Below are 24,178 nucleotides of genomic sequence, written 5' to 3' on the forward strand. Positions count from 1 at the left end.
AGAAATGGCTCTGCTGATCACTGATAAGTGCATTAACTGTGATATGTGTGACCCTGAATGCCCAAATGGTGCAATTTCTATGGGTGACTCTATCTTTGAGATCGACCCGGACTTATGTACCGAGTGTAAAGGTCACTACGACAAACCCACTTGTCAGTCGGTTTGTCCAATTACTAAGTGCATTATCACTGACCCAAATCATGTCGAAACCGATGAAGAATTGCTGGAAAAATTCGTTATTATTCAAGGTTTAGCATAAAAATAAAAAGGTCCAACTTTAAAGATAAGTTGGACCTTTTTTTAACCTGATTTTTCCATCGGATAGATATTGCAAAATAGATCTTTCTCGAAATTGTATTCCAGTCGTTCCCGCCAGTTTAAGGCCTCCGAAACAGGAATAAGGTAAAAGTTTTCACGGCTTGTATCCGTCACAAATGCCATCCCATACTGCATCAATTCATAATGCACATCAGAAACAAACCCTGGGTCAAGTCTCTGCCGTCCCGTCAGATGGGTGATGTCTTCTCGAGAGATGGATACACCAGTTGTCTCACTGCTAAACCTATGTCTCAACCACCCTGCAAATTCTTTTGCACAAATCATCGTCATGGTCTTGTCCTTGATTAACGTTTCAGTAGGCATGGCAGCCCACTTTACCGTTTATTTATGTTGTGATTACTCCACCAACTCAACGAGGTTTCACTCGGAAGTTCAAGTATCAAGACTCGACACATGCGTTCTCACATAAACAGAGGAACATTCATAATCGACTGATCAAGCGGCACTTCCATAGTGTGATACTGAGATAACTTCAGTTTGCTACGTCTAATAATCACTTTAGACAATAGAGTCATGTTTCTCCAGTTTCATAACGACAATCCAATCAATAAACGAAAGCAGTAAGGAGAAGCCTGTCATAAAATCAGTAAAGCCCGATCGCTTCTAACTCTGTTGTCTGATGAGTTGTAGGCATTGCTCCGGCATCACTTTTTTCTTTTTTACTCTGTTTGTGGGTTTTGACTTCGGTTTATTCGCTTTTGCTTGTACTGGTTTCGGCCTCCAGCTTTGCAGTTCAGCCCCACAACCATCGCCTTTCGGTGGCGGCGCTTGCTCTACGCACCCGTCATTGCCTGCCGGACACCTTAGGCGCACATGCATGTGAGAATGATGCCCCCACCACGGGCGAACTTTACGCAGCCACTCCCGATCCCCCGCATTTTCAGTCGTGCAGAGTTTATTCTTAATAACGGGGTGAACAAATATTCTCGCGACACCCTCATCGCTGGCGGCCAGTTTAATCAATTCAAAGTGGCGTAAGTCCCAGTTCTGTTTCAGCAATTTATACTGCTTGAGGTTTACGACGCTCAGAGGCTTTGGGTTACTGAGTTGTTGAGCAGATAACCTTTTGTCTGCAAGCTTAAGCCAAATATCAATATCTAACCCGGTTTGATGGCTACGGTGTCCCGTAGAGAAACGCCCTCCCTTTGGCAGAGACATATCGGCAATCAGTAGGGTGGTATCGAGCTGTTTAGAGGTGAGTGCAGCCAAGCGCTGAATAAAACTTACGCTACTTGGATGCCCATAATATCTTAGCCGTTCGCTGCGTAAGACTTGATAACCTTCACCGTGCAGTGGCAAGGAAGCCGCACCAGCTAAGCAGCCATTGGCATAACTCCCTATGGATTGAGGAGCTTGAGTAGAGGGGATTTTAACTTGCTCCCATGGACTTGAAACAGCCAGGGGAGCAAACAACAGTGAGGATAATAGGAAAGATATATGTCGGTAGGGGTTTCTAAATATCTTTCTCATTGGCTTATCCTTATTTAGTAGTGTTCACCATTATCATAGTAGCCAGTTGCATTCAGTGCAGTGAAAATAACTGCAACATCAACATCTTCGCCAAACATGCCTCGCACTTGCTGGGTAATGATGCTGGCAACCGCGTCTTGAGTTTCCTGCCCACGGTCAAACCAGAGCACTTCGACAAACGGATACGCCGGGCTTACTTCGCCTTCGTAGTAAAACGTAGTGTAAATATACTCAAAGGTAAAGTCCTCACGAGGACAGTCCATATGTGGCTGGAGCTCATCAATCAAAGACTTAGAAAGGCTCTGAACAATTTGCGGCTCTACAGCTCGAAAACGTAAATGCGGCATAACTTTGCTTCCTTTTTTATGTTTGATGTCATCATACCAAGTTACGCGATGATGTCTTGCCTAGATAGCGGTAACTAAAACGTGGTGCGCAGAAATTAACCACCCTACTCTTTGATTCAATACTGGCTATGTAGTTTTACTTCTACCATCTCACCATCGCTCGTAAGATCCACTCTCCAGTTTCTGTTACCCCAAACCATGTGCCGATGTGCGCTTTGTGGGTAGCTATTTAGAAAGAGAATCAGCTCTTTATCTAGCTTAAGGGTTTCGGTCTCACTGGTGTTTTTTAGAAGCCGCCCTTCTACGTCAAACGCATCACCATTAATATTTACGTACTCTAGCTTAAATCCATCTTGTCGTAGATATAGCTGTAAATCGACCAGCGTTAATGGTGAGTAAGCTTTCAAAAGCGTGAGCTGTACTTGGTTTGACTCTGTCGCTAGTTCAGCAAAATAGGTCTGCTTGTAGTAACGCAATTCATCCATGCACCAAGTCGATGCATAGTTGCTTTCTGAACAGTGATACCAAGTGCCGTTTTTCGCCTCTAGGCGCAATTGCTCCGGTGTCAGGTTCGCCAACGAATAGATACTGGACAACGCAGGCCATGACACTGCTAAAGCGAAAAGAGCGGCGGTGGCTCGAATACGGTCAAACAATACATACCTCCAGATAAAACAAAGCCGCTGACGAGCAGCGGCTTTCATTTAGATTTCAACGCAATTTAAGGCATCTCGTCGAATTCTGCACCTTCTTTTTCTACTTGAGGTGGCATCAAGTGCTCTTTGGTAATACCCAGTTTTAGAGCCAGTGCCGAAGCAACGTAGATAGATGAGTAAGTACCTACAGTGATACCCAGTAGAAGCGCGGTAGCAAAACCGTGGATCATCGCACCGCCTTGAGTAAACAGTGCAATCACTACGAACAAGGTAGTCGCAGAGGTGATTAATGTACGGCTCAGTGTCTGAGTGATCGAGCTGTTCATAATATCCGCAGGTTCGCCTTTACGCATCTTACGGAAGTTTTCACGAATACGGTCAAAGACAACAATCGTATCGTTGAGCGAGTAACCGACAACGGTCAACAATGCCGCAACGATCGTCAAGTCCACTTCGATTTGCATTATCGAGAAGATACCAAGTGTAATAATGACATCGTGCGCTAGTGCCATTACCGCACCCGCAGCCAGGCGCCACTCAAATCGGACTGATACGTACAGAAGAATACAGATCAGAGACGCTAAGATAGCCAAGCCGCCTGCTTCTGTAAGCTCATCACCGACGTTTGGACCAACAAACTCGATACGACGCATTTCAACGCTTTTGCCCGTACCCTCTTGGATAGCAGCGAGGATCTGATTGCCTAGTGTCTCGCCCGCGATATCATCACGAGGACGTAAGCGAACCATAACATCACGTGCACTGCCAAAGTTTTGCACGGTAGCATCGCCAAAACCATTCGCTTCCAAAGCACTACGGATATCTTGCAGATTAGCAGGCTGTTCAAAGCCCACTTCAATCAAGGTACCACCAGTGAAGTCTAGACCCCAGTTCAGCCACTTGGTAGACAAAGTGAAGATCGCTGTCGCAATCATTACGAGTGAAAATGCAAATGCAACTTTCGACCAACGCATAAAGCCGATCGTTTTGTCTGCCTTTAGAATTTGATGCATACTAATTCCCAGCCTTAGATCGACAGTTTATTTACACGTTTACCGCCATACACTAGGTTCACGACGCAGCGTGTACCAATAATGGCTGTAAACATTGAGGTTAAGATACCGATTGATAACGTCACCGCGAAACCTTTGATCGCGCCTGTACCAACCGCAAATAGGATAATCGCGGTAATCAGTGTTGTGATATTCGCATCGGCGATAGTGCTGAATGCGTTAGCATAACCTTGGTGAATCGCTTGCTGCGGGTTGCGCCCATCACGTAGCTCTTCACGAATACGCTCAAATATCAACACGTTGGCATCGACCGCCATACCGACCGTCAGAACAATACCGGCAATACCTGGCAACGTCATCGTCGCACCAGGGATCATCGACATCACACCAATAATCAATACCAGGTTTGCCATTAGAGCCATGTTGGCGATAAAGCCAAACTTACGGTAGTAAAGCAGCGTAAATAGCATTACGGCTACCATGCCCCAGATACACGCTTGAATACCCATATCGATATTCTGCTGACCCATTGATGGACCGATAGTACGCTCTTCAACAATCGAAATCGGTGCAATCAAGGCACCTGCACGAAGTAGCAGTGCTAGGTTGTGTGCTTCTGCTGCAGAGTCGATACCCGTAATTCGGAAGTTACGGCCAAGCGCAGATTGGATCGTGGCTTGGTTAATCACTTCTTCATGCTTAGACAGAATCACTTTACCTTCAGGTGTACGGCGACCGCTGTCTTTGTACTCAGCAAATACCGTAGCCATCAGCTTACCAATGTTCTTTTTAGAGAACGTTGACATCTTGCTGCCACCTTCGCTATCTAGCGAGATATTCACCTGAGGACGGCCATATTCATCCACACTTGAACTTGCATCAGTAATACTTGAACCGCCTAAAATAACACGTTTCTTAAGTACCACAGGGCGACCATCACGGTCTTGTTTGATTTCACTGCCCGCTGGCGCACGACCACTTGCCGCAGCTGCTAAGTCAGCACTTGCATCGACTTCGCGGAACTCAAGCGTTGCAGTTGCACCCAGAATCTCTTTTGCTCGAGCAGTATCTTGTACACCCGGTAGCTCTACAACAATACGGCTTGCGCCTTGGCGTTGTACTAGAGGCTCAGCCACACCCAACTCGTTCACCCGGTTACGCAAAATGGTAATGTTTTGCTCAACGGCGTAGTTACGAATCTCAGTTAGTCGTTGCTCAGTAAATGTTGCTTTTAGAGCAAAGCGGCTTGATGAACCAGACTCAACAAACGTCATATCTGGGTGGTTCTTGCGCAGCAGCGTTTTTGCTTGTTCCAGCTGCTCTTCGCTACGAAGAACCACTTCGACAGAGTCTTTCCCCACAGGGCGAATAGAACGATAACGAATCTTTTCTTCACGCAGTTCGCTGCGGAACGCTTCTTCCTGCTGACCAACCAGTTTGTCCATTGCAGCATCCATATCCACTTCCATTAAGAAGTGAACACCGCCACGAAGGTCCAAGCCCAATTTCATTGGCGCAGCGCCAATAGATTCCAGCCAGTCAGGAGTAGATGGAGCAAGATTAAGGGCAACAATGTTGTCTTTGCCTAATGCTTCATTGATGATGTCGCGGGCACTGATTTGCGTGTCAGTGTCGTTAAAACGGACAAGAATGGATCCATTTTCAAGAGCAATGGATTTATGAGATAGGCTCTGTTTATCAAGAGCTTGAGTGACAGTATCCAGCGTTGACATATCGACAGAGGCGCCACGCGCCCCTGTAATTTGAATAGCCGGATCTTCACCGTAAATATTTGGAAGTGCATATAGTGCTGCGATAGCGATGGTAAACACCACCATCAGATACTTCCACAATGGATAGCGGTTTAGCACAGCGATGACCCTTTTGCTGTTTTATAGAGACTTAAGCGTACCCTTTGGTAGCACTGCAGTTACGAAGTCTTTCTTGATCACTACTTCGTTGTTGGTGTTCAACTCGATAGTAACAAAATCGTTGTCTTCTGCGATTTTAGTGATTTTACCCACAAGACCACCGCTTGTTAGCACTTCGTCACCTTTACCCATAGAAGCCATTAGGTTCTTATGCTCTTTTACACGCTTAGCTTGTGGACGGTAGATCATGAAGTAAAAAATTACCGCAAACATACCTAGCATGATTAGCATTTCAAAACCGCCGCCTGCTGGCCCGCCTTCTGCTGCTGCATGAGCTTGAGAAATAAACATTAAAATATCCTCATTATTTATTATTAATAATCCAAATGGGGCTTTTGCACTTTATATTCAAGAGCCGAGCTCATTATTAGAGAGCACACTCTCAAAAATTCCGCGCATCCGCTTACTTTATTAGCAAAAGCCTTTGGCGAATACCAAAGGCTTTAAAATTATTCTGCTTTACTTAGTGGTGGCACTTCGCGATCACGACGCGCATAAAACTCTTGTACAAACTCATCAAAACGATCTTCATCAATCGCCTTACGAATGCTTTCCATCAAACGCTGATAGTAGCGTAGGTTATGAATGGTATTCAGGCGAGCACCTAAGATTTCGTTACAACGGTCTAAATGGTGCAAGTAAGACTTAGAGTAATGGGTACAAGTGTAACAGTCACAATGCGGATCTAGAGGCGTTGTATCTGTTTTATGTTTCGCATTACGGATCTTGATCACACCACCAGTCACAAACAAATGACCGTTACGCGCGTTACGCGTTGGCATTACGCAGTCAAACATGTCGATACCACGGCGAACACCTTCAACCAAGTCTTCAGGTTTGCCTACGCCCATCAGGTAACGTGGTTTATCTTCTGGAAGCTGAGGACAAGTGTGCTCTAGAATGCGGTGCATATCTTCTTTAGGCTCACCAACCGCCAAGCCACCTACCGCGTAGCCGTCAAAGCCAATCTTAGTTAGGCCTTCAACAGAAACATCACGCAGATCTTCGTAAACACCACCCTGCACAATACCAAATAGGTTGTTCGGGTTTTCTAGTTTGTTGAAATGGTCGCGTGAACGCTGTGCCCAACGCAGTGACATTTCCATCGATTTCTTCGCTTCTGCGTGAGTCGCTGGGTAAGGCGTACACTCGTCAAAGATCATGACGATGTCAGAGCCTAGGTCGTTTTGGATTTCCATCGACTTTTCTGCGTCCATGAAAATCTTGTCACCGTTTACCGGGTTACGGAAATGCACACCGGCTTCTGTGATCTTACGAATATCACCCAAACTAAAGACTTGGAAACCGCCTGAATCAGTCAGGATAGGACCTTGCCAGTTCATAAAGTCGTGCAGGTCGCCGTGCATTTTCATCACTTCTTGACCAGGGCGTAGCCAAAGGTGGAATGTGTTACCCAGAAGAATTTCAGCACCTGTGCCTTTCACTTCTTCTGGCGTCATGCCTTTTACTGTGCCGTAAGTGCCTACTGGCATAAAAGCAGGGGTTTGTACTGTGCCACGTTCGAAAGTCAATTGACCACGACGAGCCGTACCATCTTTCTTTTTAAGATCGAATTTTAATTTCACGATGCCTCCGGGGTGTCAGAGAAACAGTCTGACGGTTAATTCAGAGCCTTCAAGCTCTACTGAGGAGCGGTCGCCTATCCATGCGAGAGGCAAAACAGCGTACTGCTTTGCTTCCTAGCCTACTGCTAGCACTCGTAAATTTTTTCTGTGTCTACAACAAGCCGACTAACGACAAACGCGCTAGTCAGTTTTCTTTTTGATAAACATTGAATCGCCGTACGAGAAAAAGCGGTAGTGGTTTTCCACCGCGTGCTTGTAGGCGTTCATGGTATTGTCGTATCCAGCGAATGCGCTCACCAACATGATCAACGTTGATTCTGGTAAGTGGAAGTTAGTGATCAAGCAATCCACCAACTGGTATTCGTAACCTGGGAAAATGAAGATCTCGGTATCACCAAAGAATGGTTTAAGCTCAGTGCCATTTTTCAAGGCGTCTTGAGCGGCACTCTCTAGTGAGCGAACAGACGTTGTACCAACCGCAATAATTCGGCCGCCACGCGCCTTAGTCGCATTGATGGCTTCTACTACCTCTTGTGGCACTTCAACGTACTCGGCGTGCATATGGTGATCGTTAATGTTCTCAACTTTCACTGGCTGGAATGTACCGGCACCAACGTGAAGGGTGACATAAGCGAACTCAGCACCTTTGGCTTTGATTTGTTCTAATAGAACATCATCAAAATGCAGGCCTGCTGTTGGTGCGGCAACGGCGCCCGGTTTTTGGTTGTACACCGTTTGGTAGCGTTCTTTGTCTGCGTCTTCATCCGGGCGGTCAATATATGGAGGAAGTGGCATGTGGCCAATCTCTTCCAAAATCTCCAGAACCGTTTTGTCCGATTTAAACTTCAGCTCGAATAGTGCGTCATGGCGAGCCACCATTTCTGCTGCGTATTCATCATTTTCACCAACAATAATTGTTGAGCCTGGTTTTGGTGATTTCGAGCAGCGAACATGCGCTAAGATACTTTTTTCATCCAGCATGCGCTCGACAAGGACTTCAAGTTTGCCACCTGACTCTTTACGGCCAAACATACGAGCAGGGATCACTCGAGTATTGTTAAAAACAACCAAATCGCCTGGCTGTACTTGGCTTAGGACATCGGTGAAGGAGCCATCAACCAGCTCACCAGTATTGCCATCAAGTTGTAGCAAGCGGCTCGCGGTACGCTCAGGTTGAGGGTAACGAGCAATAAGCTCATCAGGCAGGTCAAAGTGGAAATCTGATACTTGCATGTTCCTAGTCTTCTGCTGTGGTCTGTGTCGATAAAAGGGCGCGTTTTTCGCAGCCGACTAGTATATGTCGCACCGTCGCAATAGCAAGAAAAGAGATGTGAATTATTGTAATCCCTAAGGCATGCGGCGTAAAAAAACCCTACCCAGTGAGAAAAACAGACCTTTCATGATTCGCAACAAATTTTTGGGTGATGAGCGATAAAAGACCGCCTAGCTCTCAAACTATGGGGGAAAAAGTTACTATATTAAAAGAGGATAAAATAATAACTCAGGAGGCTGCCATGATTAAGGTCGAAGATATGATGACGCGTAATCCCCACACGCTGCTTCGCTCTCAACACCTATCTGATGCCAAAACTTTGATGGAGGCCCAGGATATTCGCCATGTGCCTATCGTTGATGCCGAGAAAAAACTCCTCGGTGTGGTGTCGCACCGTGATGTACTGGCCGCTCAAGAATCCAGTCTGCAAAAATTACCAGAAAGCCAATCTTATACACTCAACACACCTCTTTCGGAGGTGATGAAAAACAGCGTTATGTCGGTGTCGCCACTGGCGGGTTTAAAAGAAAGCGCCATCTACATGCAAAAACACAAAGTAGGCTGTCTACCTGTCGTCGATAAAGGCTGTTTAGTCGGCATTATTACTGACACCGACTTTGTTTCCATTGCTATTAGTTTGCTAGAACTGCAAGAAGAAGTGGAACCTGAAGAGATTGAACCAGAAGAAATGGATTGATCCCCTCCTCCGGTGAGATTAAGGAGAGAATCACGTTCTCTCCTGTAGAGCTTGGCATGCTCGTATAGCGCATGACGATAAGGGTTACTCGTTCCGTAATATTTCCGGTGTACGTTCAACTTGACCGATTTTCGGTGCATGACGTACCACCAGCGAAGGTTCCAACAAGGTGGGAGCCTGCTCTAATTGACCAGCATTAAGCGCCGCGATCATGGTATCAAAACCCAGCAACGCGATTTGTTTGATAGGCTGTTGGATACTGGAAAATCCCAGTGACTGGGCGATCACCGTATCGTCAAAGCCAACCAGATCGATGGCGAGCGTATCTCGACTATCAAGCACTTTTAGCTCGTTGTAGACATGACCCGCTGCAATATCATCCGAGCAAAATACCGCTTCGATTGGATTGGACGCCTCTACTAGGTTGGCTTGCATGTAACTCTGCAACTGCTTCAGCGTGTAAGGCGCTAAAATTCGCTCTTCTGCTAACTCAATCCCTTTCTGGACCAGTCTGTCTCTAAATCCAATAAATCGTTCAGACACTGTATCGCTGGCACCGATGAATCCGACCCTACGATAACCACATTTAATAAAGTGCTCGGCGGCCTGCTCGCCCCCGTGCTTATGATTAGTGCCGATGCTCGCCATTCCCGCGATCGTGGTTGTCAGAAGTACGACAGGAAAAGGCAGCTTACCCAGTTCGCTCAGGTGCTCTTGCTTTAGTGAACGAGGGATCAAAAAGACCCCATCCACCTTATGATTGACGCACTCCGATAAAAAAGTCTTCTCTAACTGCAAGTTATTACGGCTATTGAACAGTAAGATACTGCGGCCATGCTTGTAAGCTTCTTGTTCCAATACATCAATCAACTGAGCAAAAAACGGGTTAGACATATTACGAACAACCACAGCAAACAATTTGGTTGCCTTTTTCCGTTTAGCGGTAGGCTTCTGGTAGTTCAGTTCTTGTATCGCCAATTCAACCGCTTGCTTGGCATCACTCGACACGCGTTCACTGCTATTGAGTACACGCGACACCGTCGCAATCGACACGCCAGCGCGTTTGGCCACTTCTCTAATCGTCACACTGCAACCCATTCATACTGAAAATTCATCTCCCGCTAAGTTTAGCTCTTACCCATGTAACAAGACTTAGTGTTACATCACAAATCAAATCCTATTCAGCTATTTGGCTCACTAATAAGGTGATTACAACTCGACCTCTATTTTCTCTCTAAAGGTCAAATACTATGATTTTTCCAACGCAACATTTTTAGGTAGCCGACCGTGCAAGAGCTTAAATATAAAACCATCAACTTAGCTTCAGAATATGACTTTGATAATTTTGAAAAAATCAAAGAAAAATCAAAATATCGACCTAAGTTTCATATTACACCACCTCATGGCCTGCTCAATGACCCGAATGGTTTTTGTTATTTTAATAATCAATACCATTTATTTTACCAGTGGTTTCCATTCGATACTTTTCATGGAATGAAGCACTGGATGCATTTAACATCAACCGATCTTTGTAATTGGCAAGAACACGGTTCAAAAATAACACCCATAGAAAGCTACGAGTCACACGGGGCTTATTCTGGCGCCGCCGTTGTAGAAGATGAACAAGCATTTTTATTTTATACCGGAAATATAAAATTAGACTCAGACCGAGATGCCAATCAATGCTTAGCACTATTAAACGCGGATAACAGCGTGACGAAATACGCGGGCAACCCGGTGATCAAATCGGTACCACAAGGTTATACCGGACATGTTCGAGATCCAAAAGTGGTCAAACACGGTGAAGGCTACGTTATGCTGCTCGGCGCTCAACGTGAAGCAGACATGCAAGGCTGCATTATTGTCTACCAATCGAATGATATGATTGATTGGGTATTTAAAGGCGAACTAGACATTAAAGTCACAGCCCCATTCTTACACGCCTATATGTTTGAGTGCCCAGATCTGCTCCAGGTTGACGGTCATGATGTGTTGATCTTTTCTCCGCAAGGGGTTGAGCCTAACGAGTTTCGCTTCCACAACAAATTTAATGTCATCTACTGTTTAGGCCAAATTGATTTTGACTCACTGACTTTCACAGTCAAACACTGGGATGAGCTCGATAGAGGGTTTGATTTTTACGCCCCTCAAACTCTGGCAAACACACCAGACAGCCCAACATTAATCGCATGGGCCGGAACCGACGAAGAACTGCCGAGTATGGAATTAGGCTGGATTCATTGCTTAACGCTACCTAGACGTTTATCAGTCAAAAACCATCGCCTTTGCCAATTTCCAGATCAGCTATTTAATGCTGCGAATAGTCACCATCAATTAAATTTCCAAGACGTAACCAATCAATCCATTGAGTTAAGTAACCTCTCTTTTTATTTGATGGTCAATTCTAATCAAAATGATTTTTCCATTTCTTTAAATAACAAGAAGGGAAGAGAGATCAATATATCAATCAATAAAAATAGAGTGATATTAAATAGAAAAAATTATGACCACCATAATTCAGATTGGAAGTTTGGTAACGAACGTCAATTAGATACCAATTACGAAATCAACAACATCAAGATAATTAGTGATGAAAGTATTCTGGAAGTCTACATCAACGATGGAATGGATGTTTTCACTTGTTTATTTTTCCCTGACGAAACAGACCATCAAATCGAGGTTTCTTCAGATAAAAATAAACCACTAGATATCGAATTTAAGTACCTTACAATATAATAAAATGGTGAACAGAATGAACTATCAAGCAACCGTCAACGAGATACTCGACAGTATCGGTGGAGTAGACAACATTCGTAACGCAGAGCACTGCGCGACGAGACTACGTCTGATCCTAAAAGACAACGACAAAGTAAACAGTGATAAAGCGAAAGATATTGAACAGATCAGCGGGTACTTTTACCAATCTGGGCAGCATCAATTTATCATTGGCACAGGTAAAGTCTCTCATGTCTACAACACGCTAAAGCAAGCACTGGGGGGCGAGTTTGAATCACAAGACTTCAAACAAGACGCGTTTGCCGATATGACGTTAAGCCAAAAGTTAGTGCGCACACTCGCTGATATTCTTATCCCACTGATCCCAGCTCTTGTGACCACAGGCTTGTTGATGGGGCTGCGTGGCATGCTACTTCACTCTGGTGCGCAGTTCTCTCCTGAGTTGCTGGCTTTGTTTAGCATGCTCACCGACACCGCCTTCGCCTTTTTACCCGTTTTGATCACCTACTCGGCAGCGAAAAAGTTTGGTGGTAACACCATTATTGCTATCGTAGTCGGCTTAATGATGGTTGCACCACAACTGCCTAATGCATGGGCCGTTGCGAGTGGCGGCGCAGAGCCGATGATGGTGTCGCTATTTGGTATCGACTTCCCTCTGATTGGCTACCAAGGTACCGTTCTGCCTGCCATTTTCGCTGGCTGGTTTGTCTCTTATCTTGAACGTAACCTAAGACGCTTTGTCCCGGCTATGATGGATTTAGTCTTTACCCCGTTTTTAACCATTACTATCGCCGTTTTTGTCATCCTATTTGGTTTTGGTCCTATTCTACAAAGCATTGAGCACGGCTGTACCTCCCTGGTTCGCATGGCATTGGAACTGCCAATGGGCATCGGTTACATCTTGTTTGGTGCACTGCAACAGATGATTGTGATTACTGGCCTGCACCACGCTTTGGGTGTAATTGAAATCGGTCTACTGAACGAGACTGGTGTGAACCCAATTCAACCACTGATGACCGCATCAATGGCTGGGCAATTTGGCGCAGCGATTGCCGTTGCCACTCTGCTTAAAGATAAAGTGAAAAAAGGGAATGCGTACAGCGCTTCAATGTCGACTCTGTTTGGTATTACCGAGCCGCTACTCTTCGGCGTCAACCTACAATACGGCAAAGTGTTTGTCTTTGGTATGGCAGGGGGAGCGGTCGGTGGACTGGTGACTTACCTACTCGGTATTAGCGCAACAGGCATGGGCATCACGTTTATTCCTGGTGTGCTGCTTTACTCACAATCGCTAACATCGGTACTTGGCTACCTAACCGTAATCGCCAGCGCATTTGCCACTGCATTTTGTTTAACCCGTGTGTATAACCCGATTAAGCGCGCTTAGCACTTTCATACCAATCATCGTGATTAAGTGAGTAACCACCGCCTAAAGGATCATGAAATTAAAGACAAACTTATCACGACGTTTAGCAACCAAGGTTAAATAAATAATTACGAAGATAGGTATAACGGTAGAGTCCCCCCACCCTGACTCTGCACCCACCCACCAGGCTGTTCTGGTGGGTGTCTCTTTTAAACACATCAATGCGGCATCTTGTAAAGATTTTGAGGAAACAGAAAATGAACAAAGTGTGGTTAACCGGCGACGCGGTTGTCGACCTGATTCCCGACAGCGCAAATACATACCTGAAATGCCCGGGTGGTGCCCCTGCCAACGTTGCGGTCGGTATTGCGCGCTTGGGCGGTGATTGCGGATTTTTTGGTCGAGTTGGCAACGATCCGTTCGGTCGCTTCATGCAACATCGATTGAAAGAAGAAAACGTCGACACACGCTTTCTTACTCTGGATGACAATCACCGCACCTCAACCGTGTTAGTCGATTTAGATAGCGATGGTGAGCGTACTTTTACCTTCATGGTAAAGCCAAGTGCCGATCAATTTACCCAGCCAGAAGATGTGCCCAATTTTTCGCACGGGGAATGGCTGCACTGTTGCTCAATAGCCTTAGCCAACGAGCCAAGCAGAAGTACCACGCTAAACGCAATGAACGCTCTCAAACATGCAGGCGGATTCGTCAGTTTTGACCCTAACTTGAGGGACGAAGTGTGGGCTAATCCAGAAGAGATTCGTCCGGTAGTGATGCAAGCTATTGCCATGGCAGACGTGGTGAAGTTCTCTGAAGAAGAGTTGTTGTTTTTGACTGACACCTCCTCTTTACAAAGTGGTTTAACGGCACTGGAGCCACTCAACCTCCCTTTAGTGCTGGTTACATTAGGAGCCAAAGGTTCGCTGGCTGTATTTTTGGGGCAACAGCACAGCGTTGCGAGTTCACCAGTACAAGCCGTAGATACCACCGGGGCTGGCGATGCCTTCGTATGTGGACTACTGGCTTACTTATATCAATATGAGCAATGGAATAATACAGAAGTGATACTAGAAGCCGTTAGGTGGGGGAATCACTGCGGGGCATTAGCGACCACCAAGAAAGGGGCGATGACAGCACTACCCACTAAGGAACAGTTGCTTCAACATTTTTTAAACTGAAGCGGCTTTTTCGTGAGGTGATTAACTTCAGACAAGCATAAAAAAGAGCGGTCTGCACCGCTCAAAAGCATGTCAAAGTTTATGCCTAAAACAGAATATCAATACCAAAATAGGGGCGAGTCCAAGGCCTGCATTCCTAGACTCGCCAACGTGGTACTAAGGCTAGGGATTAGAATTGGTCTTCTTCAGTTGAGCCTGTTAGTGCTGTTACCGAAGAGTTACCGCCCTGAATCGTATTGGTCATCTTATCGAAGTAACCAGTACCTACTTCTTGCTGGTGCGCTACGAATGTGTAGCCTTTCTCAGCAGCCTGGAACTCTGGACGCTGTACTTTCTCAACGTAATGACGCATACCTTCACCTTGCGCGTAGTCGTGCGCTAGCTCGAACATGTTGAACCACATGTTGTGGATACCCGCCAGCGTGATGAACTGGTACTTGTAGCCCATGTCTGAAAGTTCTTGCTGGAATTTAGCGATAGTTTCAGCGTCTAGGTTCTTCTCCCAGTTGAACGATGGTGAACAGTTGTAAGCCAGTAGCTGGTCTGGGTATTCAGCGTGGATAGCTTCTGCAAACTTACGCGCTTCTTCCAAACATGGTGTTGCTGTTTCACACCAGATAAGGTCTGCATATGGTGCATACGCTAGGCCGCGCGAGATCGCTTGATCGATACCGGCACGTACGCGGTAGAAACCTTCTTGAGTACGTTCACCTTCAATAAAGTCTTTATCGTATGGGTCGCAATCTGATGTTAGTAGGTCTGCTGCGTTCGCATCCGTACGAGCGATAACTAGCGTTGTTGTGCCTGAAACGTCGGCAGCAAGACGTGCCGCTACCAGTTTTTGTACCGCTTCTTGAGTTGGAACCAGTACTTTACCGCCCATGTGACCACACTTCTTCACTGAAGCTAGCTGGTCTTCAAAGTGAACGCCTGCCGCGCCTGCATCAATCATCGAACGCATCAGTTCGTAAGCGTTAAGTACACCACCGAAGCCTGCTTCCGCATCCGCTACGATAGGTAGGAAGTAATCGATACCACCTTCATCTTCTGCTGACTTACCGCCCGCCCACTGGATTTGGTCTGCACGACGGAAAGAGTTGTTAATGCGCTTAACCACCGATGGTACAGAGTCGACAGGGTAAAGTGATTGGTCTGGGTACATGGTTGAAGCGGTATTGTTATCCGCTGCTACCTGCCAGCCAGATAGATAAATAGCTTCGATGCCTGCTTTCGCTTGCTGTACCGCTTGACCACCCGTTAGTGCACCAAGACAGTTTACGTAGCCTTTTTTCGCATCGCCGTTGACCAGTGACCACAGCTTATCAGCACCACGTTGTGCAATTGTGTTAGCCGGAACCAGTGAGCCGCGTAGATCTACGACTTCTTCAGCAGTATACGGACGCTTAACGTTCTTCCAGCGTGGGTTAGTTGCCCAGTCTTTTTCCAGAGCTTCGATTTGTTGGCGGCGAGTTAATGTAGTCATGGTCTATCCCTCTTTAGATGAGCGCCTCTTTTTGTCAGTAGTGGGCGCTGATTTTCCTTTTCTTCGGCGGTACATCCTTATCCGCCTTGGAATGTTTACGTTATTGGTTGTTAGCTAATAATATTTTTACGAGTGAACGTTTAATCTAGGTAGTCGTAACCCGGAACAGTTAAGAAGTTGGTCAGCTCTTCGCTAGTGGTCAGTTTCGCCATCAACTCAGCGGCTTCTTCAAATCGGCCTGCGTTGTAGCGTTCTTCTCCGACTTCCTGTTTTACAACGTCAATTTCTTCAGCCAGGTATTGTTCAAACAATTCGTTCGTCACCACCTTGCCGTTGTCTAATGCTTTGCCGTGCTGGATCCATTGCCAAATTGAAGCACGCGAGATTTCTGCGGTCGCGGCATCTTCCATCAGACCGTAGATAGGCACACAACCGTTACCTGAAATCCACGCTTCGATGTATTGCAATGCGACGCGGATGTTATGGCGCATCCCCTGCTCGGTTCTTTCACCGTCACATGGCTCAAGTAGCTCTTTGGCCGTAATGGGTGCATCTTCTTCGCGAGAGACATCCAGTTGGTTCGAGCGTTCTCCCAAGACACTGCCGAATACTTCCATCGCCGTGTTAGCCAGACCAGGGTGCGCTACCCATGTGCCATCGTGGCCATTGTTCGCTTCCAGTGATTTATCGTTAAAGATTTTATCCAACACTTTTTGGTTCTCTTCCGGGCTTTTCGCTGGGATGAAGGCGGCCATACCTCCCATAGCGAACGCACCACGTTTATGACAAGTGCGGATAAGTAAACGCGAGTATGCATTTAGGAACGGTTTATCCATGGTCACCACTTGGCGATCCGGTAGAACGCGATCTGGGTGTTTTTTCAGGGTTTTGATGTAGCTGAAGATATAGTCCCAGCGGCCACAGTTCAGACCCACAATGTGTTCTTTGAGGGCGAACAGAATCTCGTCCATCTCAAAGACCGCTGGCAATGTTTCGATTAATACCGTTGCCTTAATCGTGCCTGTATCTAAGCCAAAGTAATCTTCAGTAAAGTGGAATACATCACTCCACCACTGTGCTTCCTTGTGGGATTGCAGTTTCGGAATGTAAAAGTAAGGACCACTGCCTTTTTTCAACAACGCTTTGTAGTTGTTGTAGAAGTAGAGTGCAAAATCAAACAATGCGCCTGGGATGATCTGGTCGTTAAACGTCACGTGTTTTTCTTTTAGATGTAAGCCACGTACACGGCAGATCAGCACCGCTGGATCATCTTCTAGCTGGTATTGCTTACCGTTGCCCGGATTGGTGTAGCTAATGTCACCATTGACTGCATCACGCAGATTAATTTGGCCATCCAGCACTTTCTCCCAAGCAGGAGACATCGAATCTTCAAAGTCCGCCATGAATACTTTCACATTGGCGTTCAGCGCATTGATAACCATCTTGCGATCCGTCGGGCCAGTGATTTCGACTCGGCGATCTTGCAGATCTTGTGGGATCCCCTGGATTTTCCAGCTCCCTTCTCTGATATCTTGCGTATCTTCGAGAAAGTCCGGCAGTTCGCCTACGTCGATAGCGGCTTGCTTCTCTTCTCGAGCCGCCAACAGACCGTCGATGCGTCCTGCAAACTTCGCACACAGAAGAGACAGTAGGTTTTGGGCTTCAACAGGGAAAATGGCTTGATGCTCTGGTGAAAGGGTCCCCATCACTTCAAGCTTGCCTTCCTGGGCTTCTGTTGCTGTTTCTCTATCTGGTGTTTGAGCAAGCATAATTTTTTCCTTACTAGCGTAATTGACGCCGGGTTACATTTGTAAGTATCAAACAACAATCAAACTTCCTACTTAATCGTTGCTCGTGTCCGGCTTTATCCTGTCTGTGGCTCTACTTTCGCCAACCTGGTTATGGTTTGCAATCTAGACATAGGTCTTAAAAAGCTTGTATTTAAGCTATACCAACCACGCCTGATTAAAAACCCCACAAGTAAACAAAAAGTTAAATTCGAAGTTTTATTCCGCAACGCTAAAACACCCTATTATGACCAAAAAAATGTAACTAGTTACGTAATTTAATTACAGTGAAATTCATGCTGTAAAAGTGTTTCAAACACGCGTTTAAACACATAGCAAGATGGCATAGGCCTTTATTTATATACTTTGCAAGAGAATGAGATGGGGATGATTAAACAGCCAACTCTGCGAAAGCTGTAAAATTGACATTGTGAAATTTCACAATTTAATGAAAGCTTCATCAAAATTTACTTGTAAAATTTTACAAGTCAAAGTTAACCGGCAGTATAAAATGCTAAAAAGCACACCAAAACTAGTGTGCTTTTTACTGCTTAATAGGAAAGTGACGACTAATACTAATAGCTAAAGTAGCTCTGACACGACATCCGCTAATTGATTAAATGTGCTAACCCTTGATGAACTCGGCCTCCAAACTAAACCAATATGTCGGTGAGCTTGTTGACCAGGGGGATCCACCACCACTAAATTTTGGTTATTGATAAGACCATGGTCGATAGCCATCTGTGGGATAAAAGTCGTACCTAAGCCATTAGCGACCATCTGAACAAGGGTGTGCAAACTGGTCGCTGAAAATGGGTTAATCTTCTCTTTATCCGTCAACTGACAGGCAGAAACCGCATGCTCGGTTAAGCAGTGTTCATTTTCTAACAGAAACACAGACTCATTGGGTAAGTCAGCATAGCGGATAGGCACTTTAATCGCGTCAGCCTGGTTACGACTGATCACCATACGAAACGGATCCGTCCCTACAATGCGGCTCTCCATACCATCGATATTGACGGGTAACGCCAGAATCAACACATCCAACTCGCCCTGACGCAGCGCCGCAAGCAAATTGGTTGTGGTGTCTTCTCTTAATAACATGTTGAGTTGAGGAAAACGGGTGTTGACCTCTTGGACCAGGTTACTTAACAAGAAAGGCGCAATGGTTGGTATACAGCCTACTTTTAACTGCCCTTGCATTTCACTGCCTTGGCATAGTCGGCCCAGCTCAACCAAATCCTGTCCTTTAGCCAGCAACTCTCGGCCTTGCTGTACAACCATTTCGCCAGTTTGAGTAAACACCAATGGGCTTTTTTTATCTTTCTTTTCATATAAAGGACAACCTATCAGCTCTTCGAGGTTTTGGATGCCTTTACTTAAGGTAGATTGACTAACGAAACACTTTTCTGCTGCTTCACTAAAATGACGCGTTTCATGCAAAGTCACTAGATAATGTAACTGTTTGAGACTGGGCCATTTATTCATAGTTTTACTTTCTACACCTGTCGAGAGTTTGACCAAGTTAAAAGTTTTACGCTTATCGCTTTTTTCGATTAACTTAATCTATTTAATTCGCTTTTTTCCATACTACAACCTGTACTATAGTTTGTCTTGTACAAACACGAACCAAACCAATCACACTGAATTTGGTTTGGAACTAACCATACTTTTTAGGAGCAAAAAAATGGTACTAGTAGGTCGTCAAGCCCCTGATTTTACTGCAGCAGCTGTTCTAGGTAACGGTGAAATCGTTGAAAACTTCAACTTTGCAGAGTTCACTAAAGGTAAGAAAGCAGTAGTATTCTTCTACCCACTAGATTTCACTTTCGTTTGCCCATCTGAGCTAATCGCATTCGACAACCGTCTAGCTGATTTCCAAGCTAAAGGTGTTGAAGTAATCGGTGTTTCTATCGATTCTCAGTTCTCTCACAACGCATGGCGTAACACTGCTATCGAAGATGGCGGTATCGGTCAAGTTAAGTACCCACTAGTTGCAGACGTTAAGCACGAAATCTGTAAAGCTTACGACGTTGAGCACCCAGAAGCAGGCGTTGCTTTCCGTGGTTCTTTCCTAATCGACGAAGACGGTCTAGTTCGTCACCAAGTAGTTAACGACCTACCACTAGGTCGTAACATCGACGAAATGCTACGCATGGTTGACGCTCTTAACTTCCACCAGAAGCACGGCGAAGTATGTCCTGCACAGTGGGAAGAAGGTAAAGCAGGTATGGACGCATCTCCAAAAGGTGTTGCAGCGTTCCTATCTGAGCACGCAGAAGACCTAGGCAAGAAGTAATTTGCTTAACACACCCTAGCTCATCCGGGTGTTATGGTTGGACGATATAAAGCTAATTATACAAAAGCACTCAGTGCACAGCACAGCGCCAATCAGTTCTAAGTAAAGTCTCAAAAGCCCGAAGCACCGCTTCGGGCTTTTTTCATTCTGGTCAGGCTCTCTTGATTGGATATACCTAAAAAGACAAGATATCGGCAAAGAGACAAAACATATCGTCTTACGGACTTTATCCAGCTCTGCTCTTTAAAGTCGAAAAGGCTCTCTTTATGATGAAATCAACATCAGATGAGAGCGCATTATTCTCTCTTTACAGATTAAACATACATGGAGATTCAACATGGCTTACTTTTCACTAGCCTTCGGTACGGCAACCAAAAACCGTGATGGAAAAATCATTGAAGCATTTTTCCCAAATCCAGTTCTTAACCCTTCCGACGCTTTGGTTGAAGCGGTAGCAAAAGTAGCGGGTTACGAACAAGGCAACCAAGCTATCGAGATCTCTGCGGCGCAAAGTGCTGAACTTGCGGCAGCCTTCGAAGCAAACGGTGATGCAGCGAACGCGTCTTTCGCAAACAAAGCGGCTGAATCTGCTCAACCTTTAGTTTTGGTTATTCTTGCAAGCGACGAGCAACCACAGTCTGTTGCTGAAGGTTTCCTAAAACTGCAATTAATTTCTAACCGCCTAGTTCAGCCACACGGCACAGTACTAGACGGCATTTTTGGCCTGCTGCACAACATCGCGTGGACAAACGAAGGCCCTATCGATCTACCTGAGCTCGCCGATCGTCAAATCGAAGCTCGCCTAGCAGGTCGCGCACTATCTGTAGACTGTGTCGACAAGTTCCCGAAAATGGTCGACTACGTGGTTCCTGCTGGTGTCCGTATTGCTGATACCTCTCGCGTACGCTTGGGCGCACACGTAGGTGAAGGCACTACCGTTATGCACGAAGGTTTCATCAACTTCAACGCAGGCACAACTGGCGTAAGCATGGTTGAAGGTCGTATCTCTGCGGGTGTTATGGTCGGTGACGGTTCAGACATCGGCGGTGGTGCATCTATTATGGGTACGCTATCTGGCGGCGGTAAAGTCGTCGTTTCTATCGGTGAAAACTCACTGCTAGGCGCAAACGCTGGCCTTGGCTTCCCTCTAGGTGACCGCTGTACGGTTGAATCGGGCCTTTACGTAACAGCGGGCTCTAAAGTTCGTATGCTTGATTCAGACGGCAACGAAGTAGAAGTTGTGAAAGCACGTGATCTTGCGGGTGTTTCAGATCTTCTATTCCGTCGCAACTCTGTAACTGGTCAAATCGAGTGTCTGGCTAACAAGACCGCCGTTGAACTAAACAGCGAGCTGCACAGCAACAACTAATATCACCTATTGAGTGTAAAGAGCTGGGTTAACTGCCCTGCTCTTGTTTTGCATTGGGTGTTTTTAGCATCGCTCTTACGCTCGCCATCGCGACGACCTTGTGAAAAGGAATCACCGCCTTCAGGTAGTATTTACCCAGTGTCGAACGCGTCGCAACCATGGTTGATACCGTAAACTGGCACTCGGAATGTTTAAAAACAGACAGCCAGACTTGCATATGCTGCTCTTCACTGGAACAAATAATTTCTTGTTCATCCATATGTTGAACTTGATATAACCCCTCCCCTTCACTTGTCTTGAATGACTCTACAGACTGCAAGATTTGAACATCTTGGACTTTAAAACCAAACGGTTTCACGATCCGGTTTCTTACCGACATCAGTTGCTGCACAAACGAAGGTAACTGACCAAAAATGGCCACATAAACCTGCGCCGGGCTCATCCCCTCCTCAGAGATCACAAAAGTTAACGCATCACAAAAATCGGTTTGATGCACTTTACTGACTAATTCGCTGCCTTGCGGGAGCTTGTCTGGCTTGACCATAATTGTTCCTTAATCATCTGAATCAGTTCCTTTCTCACCTCTTTTCCGCCAATGATGGCCAAAAACACCAACCCTCCAGGGATCAAGATCACCATTAACACGGGTCTCAACACGTACGAAAAACAAAAAATGGCAGGGGCAAAGATGATGAGCTGCGCCAACTTCTCTAAATACTTCATTCGACTTTCCTTAAATTGAGCATGCTCATTTTTTATAATTGAGCGCGCTCAGTTTGTCAAATATGTCGGCTAACGGTATGATCAAGCGCGAATCATTTGCGGGATTAACCATGAATAAACGACAAATTACCAGAGAACGAATTCTCAACGCCGCTTGGGCATTATTCGCTGAAAACGGCTATGAAGAGACCACAACCAGGCAAATCGCTCGCCACGCCAATGTGGCCGATGGGACTGTATTCAGTCACTTTCCGACTAAACTCGAAATGCTACGCGAAGGGATGCTGAGTCAACTTGCTCAGCTAAGTAAACAAACGCTTGAAGAAAGCGCTCACAGTGATTTAGCGTTGGGAAAACACTTAGTCAGTACGTATTACCACTTCTACTTTAACAATGTGGATTTGAGTCGTGCGCTGCTAAAAGAAGTGATATGGGATCTCGATTATTACCAAGATTTTAATCAGCAGCTGTTTGAGTCTGTCGACTTACCCTGTGACTTGATCCCCAAAATCCCGTTGCTAATGGATTGCTACTTTATGACCTTGATCCACCACCTGAGTAAACCTTTACCCTGTGTGAATGAGGCCTTACAAGAACTAGAAGAAAAGCTTCAGCTCATCCTAAATAAATAATGACCGTTTATTGAGCGAATTCACTCACCATAATCCCGTTCGCTCAATTACTTTCTATTTGGTATGACCAGATAAAACAAAATCAATAGCAGCAAACGATTGTTGTCCTTCCCCACCTAAAACTTACATACCAACAACAAGTCACGCATAGAATGGTTAATAAAATGTAGCTTATACATATAGTTATATATTCATTCACAAATCATCATCTGCGCATTACCCCTGAGACCACTTACTTTCCGCCCAGACATCACAACCGCTCACAAAAGCATCAAAACGATGACTCATTTAACAAAAAAACCACTTTCCATTATCAAAATGATGCTCGAACGCTCATTTTTGTCGCATTTCTATTTTCGAATGAATTTAGATATGCAGAATGTGCGTTGTACCACTACAGATAACACGTATAAATGGAACTTAAGGACTCTCACTATGAACAATAAACAACCCACTCTCTTTGGAGAGTGCTTAGCCGAATTCATCGGCACAGGATTATTAATCTTCTTTGGCGTCGGCTGTGTCGCAGCTCTAGTACTGACTGGCGCTCAATTTGGCCAATGGGAAATCAGTATCGTTTGGGGCCTTGGCGTCACTATCGCGATCTATTGTACGGCGGGCGTATCCGGCGCACACATTAACCCAGCAGTCACGATTGCGTTGGCGGCATTCCACGGTTTTGATAAAGCGAAAGTTATCCCTTACATTCTTGCTCAACTTTTAGGTGCTTTCAGCTCTGCAGCGCTGGTCTACAGCTTATACGCCAACTTATTTAGCGAATACGAAATCGCGCACAACTTTGTGCGTTCAAGCCAAGAAGGTTTAGCAACCGCAGGCATCTTCTCTACTTACCCGAATGCCGCACTGTCTTTCTCTGGTGCTTTTGCGGTTGAGTTTGTCATTACGGCTGTGCTGATGTTCGCCATCCTAGCATTAGGTGATGAGAATAATGGCGCCTCTCGTGGTGCAATGAACCCACTTCTGATTGGTATTCTTATCGCAGTGATCGGTGGTTCATTAGGTCCATTGACAGGTTTTGCGATGAACCCTGCACGTGATTTTGGCCCTAAGCTGTTTGCATACTTTGCTGGCTGGGACTACGCCTTGAGCGGAGCAAAAGATATCCCTTACTTTATCGTACCAATTTTGGCACCGATCGCTGGTGCATGCTTTGGGGGCTGGTTATACCCGAAAGCAATCGCCGCTTACCTGCCACAAACAGGTCAAGGCTGTACTATTCCTAACCAATGTGACGAAACGGAAGAAGCGACAGAAGTTCGCGCTTAATCA

Annotated in this window: 24 protein-coding genes; 9 read left to right on the forward strand and 15 right to left on the reverse strand. The window is 45.7% G+C overall.

Going from position 1 to position 24,178, the window contains the following annotated elements:
- Nucleotides 1-4: 4 nt before the first annotated feature.
- Nucleotides 5-259 (forward strand): YfhL family 4Fe-4S dicluster ferredoxin, encoded by a 255-nt coding sequence (locus VNE01S_RS07705; protein ID WP_053395293.1) that lies wholly within the window; start codon nucleotides 5-7, stop codon nucleotides 257-259.
- A gap of 41 nt (nucleotides 260-300) precedes the next feature.
- Here the strand turns inward: VNE01S_RS07705 and VNE01S_RS07710 are convergent, their stop codons facing one another.
- From VNE01S_RS07710 to queA, 9 genes are all read right to left on the reverse strand, one after another.
- Nucleotides 301-609, reverse strand: a complete 309-nt coding sequence (locus tag VNE01S_RS07710; protein ID WP_053395359.1) for a hypothetical protein — start codon at nucleotides 607-609, stop codon at nucleotides 301-303.
- A 333-nt stretch (nucleotides 610-942) separates the two neighbouring features.
- Entirely contained in the window at nucleotides 943-1,809 is an 867-nt protein-coding gene (gene mepA, locus VNE01S_RS07715) for a penicillin-insensitive murein endopeptidase (RefSeq protein ID WP_082331669.1), read from the reverse strand.
- A gap of 14 nt (nucleotides 1,810-1,823) precedes the next feature.
- On the reverse strand, nucleotides 1,824-2,156 hold the full coding sequence (locus tag VNE01S_RS07720; protein ID WP_053395294.1) for a DUF1904 domain-containing protein: 333 nt from the start codon (nucleotides 2,154-2,156) through the stop codon (nucleotides 1,824-1,826).
- A 116-nt stretch (nucleotides 2,157-2,272) separates the two neighbouring features.
- Nucleotides 2,273-2,812, reverse strand: coding sequence for a hypothetical protein (locus VNE01S_RS07725; protein ID WP_053395295.1), 540 nt, complete (start codon nucleotides 2,810-2,812; stop codon nucleotides 2,273-2,275).
- Between the two features lie 65 nt (nucleotides 2,813-2,877).
- Complete coding sequence (gene secF / locus VNE01S_RS07730; RefSeq protein ID WP_053395296.1) at nucleotides 2,878-3,825, reverse strand: protein translocase subunit SecF; 948 nt, start codon at nucleotides 3,823-3,825, stop codon at nucleotides 2,878-2,880.
- A gap of 14 nt (nucleotides 3,826-3,839) precedes the next feature.
- The gene (gene secD / locus VNE01S_RS07735; RefSeq protein ID WP_082331670.1) at nucleotides 3,840-5,696 is read right to left on the reverse strand and encodes a protein translocase subunit SecD; all 1,857 of its coding nucleotides are present in this window, start codon (nucleotides 5,694-5,696) and stop codon (nucleotides 3,840-3,842) included.
- Nucleotides 5,697-5,717: 21 nt separating this feature from the next.
- Nucleotides 5,718-6,047 (reverse strand): preprotein translocase subunit YajC, encoded by a 330-nt coding sequence (gene yajC, locus VNE01S_RS07740; protein ID WP_053395298.1) that lies wholly within the window; start codon nucleotides 6,045-6,047, stop codon nucleotides 5,718-5,720.
- 158 nt (nucleotides 6,048-6,205) lie between these two features.
- A complete protein-coding gene (gene tgt / locus VNE01S_RS07745; protein WP_053395299.1) occupies nucleotides 6,206-7,342 on the reverse strand; it encodes a tRNA guanosine(34) transglycosylase Tgt in 1,137 nt (378 codons plus the stop codon).
- Nucleotides 7,343-7,522: 180 nt separating this feature from the next.
- Nucleotides 7,523-8,575, reverse strand: coding sequence for a tRNA preQ1(34) S-adenosylmethionine ribosyltransferase-isomerase QueA (gene queA / locus VNE01S_RS07750; protein WP_053395300.1), 1,053 nt, complete (start codon nucleotides 8,573-8,575; stop codon nucleotides 7,523-7,525).
- A 281-nt stretch (nucleotides 8,576-8,856) separates the two neighbouring features.
- Between queA and VNE01S_RS07755 the strand changes: the two genes are divergently transcribed.
- Complete coding sequence (locus tag VNE01S_RS07755; protein WP_053395301.1) at nucleotides 8,857-9,312, forward strand: CBS domain-containing protein; 456 nt, start codon at nucleotides 8,857-8,859, stop codon at nucleotides 9,310-9,312.
- A gap of 84 nt (nucleotides 9,313-9,396) precedes the next feature.
- On the opposite strand, the gene VNE01S_RS07760 is transcribed toward VNE01S_RS07755, so the two are convergent.
- Nucleotides 9,397-10,398 (reverse strand): LacI family DNA-binding transcriptional regulator, encoded by a 1,002-nt coding sequence (locus VNE01S_RS07760; protein WP_053395361.1) that lies wholly within the window; start codon nucleotides 10,396-10,398, stop codon nucleotides 9,397-9,399.
- 201 nt (nucleotides 10,399-10,599) lie between these two features.
- Between VNE01S_RS07760 and VNE01S_RS07765 the strand changes: the two genes are divergently transcribed.
- The 3 genes from VNE01S_RS07765 (at nucleotide 10,600) to cscK (ending at nucleotide 14,595) form a co-directional block, all read left to right on the forward strand.
- Nucleotides 10,600-12,048 (forward strand): glycoside hydrolase family 32 protein, encoded by a 1,449-nt coding sequence (locus tag VNE01S_RS07765; protein ID WP_053395302.1) that lies wholly within the window; start codon nucleotides 10,600-10,602, stop codon nucleotides 12,046-12,048.
- 16 nt (nucleotides 12,049-12,064) lie between these two features.
- A complete protein-coding gene (locus VNE01S_RS07770) occupies nucleotides 12,065-13,435 on the forward strand; it encodes a PTS transporter subunit EIIC (RefSeq protein ID WP_053395303.1) in 1,371 nt (456 codons plus the stop codon).
- A gap of 236 nt (nucleotides 13,436-13,671) precedes the next feature.
- Nucleotides 13,672-14,595 (forward strand): fructokinase, encoded by a 924-nt coding sequence (gene cscK / locus VNE01S_RS07775; protein ID WP_053395304.1) that lies wholly within the window; start codon nucleotides 13,672-13,674, stop codon nucleotides 14,593-14,595.
- A 169-nt stretch (nucleotides 14,596-14,764) separates the two neighbouring features.
- On the opposite strand, the gene aceA is transcribed toward cscK, so the two are convergent.
- The 3 genes from aceA to VNE01S_RS07790 form a co-directional block, all read right to left on the reverse strand.
- Nucleotides 14,765-16,078 (reverse strand): isocitrate lyase, encoded by a 1,314-nt coding sequence (gene aceA / locus VNE01S_RS07780; RefSeq protein WP_053395305.1) that lies wholly within the window; start codon nucleotides 16,076-16,078, stop codon nucleotides 14,765-14,767.
- Nucleotides 16,079-16,218: 140 nt separating this feature from the next.
- Nucleotides 16,219-17,847 (reverse strand): malate synthase A, encoded by a 1,629-nt coding sequence (gene aceB, locus VNE01S_RS07785; protein ID WP_053395306.1) that lies wholly within the window; start codon nucleotides 17,845-17,847, stop codon nucleotides 16,219-16,221.
- 600 nt (nucleotides 17,848-18,447) lie between these two features.
- Nucleotides 18,448-19,353, reverse strand: a complete 906-nt coding sequence (locus VNE01S_RS07790; RefSeq protein ID WP_053395307.1) for a hydrogen peroxide-inducible genes activator — start codon at nucleotides 19,351-19,353, stop codon at nucleotides 18,448-18,450.
- A gap of 199 nt (nucleotides 19,354-19,552) precedes the next feature.
- Here VNE01S_RS07790 and VNE01S_RS07795 point away from each other — a divergent pair, with 199 nt between their 5' ends.
- Nucleotides 19,553-20,164, forward strand: coding sequence for a peroxiredoxin C (locus VNE01S_RS07795; RefSeq protein WP_053395308.1), 612 nt, complete (start codon nucleotides 19,553-19,555; stop codon nucleotides 20,162-20,164).
- A 337-nt stretch (nucleotides 20,165-20,501) separates the two neighbouring features.
- Nucleotides 20,502-21,533: a 2,3,4,5-tetrahydropyridine-2,6-dicarboxylate N-succinyltransferase gene (gene dapD / locus VNE01S_RS07800; protein ID WP_053395309.1), complete on the forward strand. Its 1,032-nt coding sequence runs from the start codon at nucleotides 20,502-20,504 to the stop codon at nucleotides 21,531-21,533.
- Between the two features lie 28 nt (nucleotides 21,534-21,561).
- On the opposite strand, the gene VNE01S_RS07805 is transcribed toward dapD, so the two are convergent.
- Complete coding sequence (locus VNE01S_RS07805) at nucleotides 21,562-22,077, reverse strand: DUF2867 domain-containing protein (protein ID WP_053395310.1); 516 nt, start codon at nucleotides 22,075-22,077, stop codon at nucleotides 21,562-21,564.
- Entirely contained in the window at nucleotides 22,038-22,256 is a 219-nt protein-coding gene (locus tag VNE01S_RS07810) for a hypothetical protein (RefSeq protein WP_053395311.1), read from the reverse strand. Before VNE01S_RS07810 ends, VNE01S_RS07805 begins: the two co-directional genes overlap by 40 nt.
- A 110-nt stretch (nucleotides 22,257-22,366) precedes the next feature.
- On the opposite strand from VNE01S_RS07810, the gene VNE01S_RS07815 reads away from it, so the two are divergent.
- Together VNE01S_RS07815 and VNE01S_RS07820 are read left to right on the forward strand one after the other, a co-directional pair.
- Nucleotides 22,367-22,888 (forward strand): TetR/AcrR family transcriptional regulator, encoded by a 522-nt coding sequence (locus VNE01S_RS07815; RefSeq protein ID WP_053395362.1) that lies wholly within the window; start codon nucleotides 22,367-22,369, stop codon nucleotides 22,886-22,888.
- Between the two features lie 435 nt (nucleotides 22,889-23,323).
- Nucleotides 23,324-24,175: an MIP/aquaporin family protein gene (locus VNE01S_RS07820; RefSeq protein ID WP_053395312.1), complete on the forward strand. Its 852-nt coding sequence runs from the start codon at nucleotides 23,324-23,326 to the stop codon at nucleotides 24,173-24,175.
- Nucleotides 24,176-24,178: the final 3 nt, after the last annotated feature.

The sequence above is a fragment of the Vibrio nereis NBRC 15637 genome (assembly GCF_001591105.1).
Lineage (GTDB): Bacteria > Pseudomonadota > Gammaproteobacteria > Enterobacterales > Vibrionaceae > Vibrio > Vibrio nereis.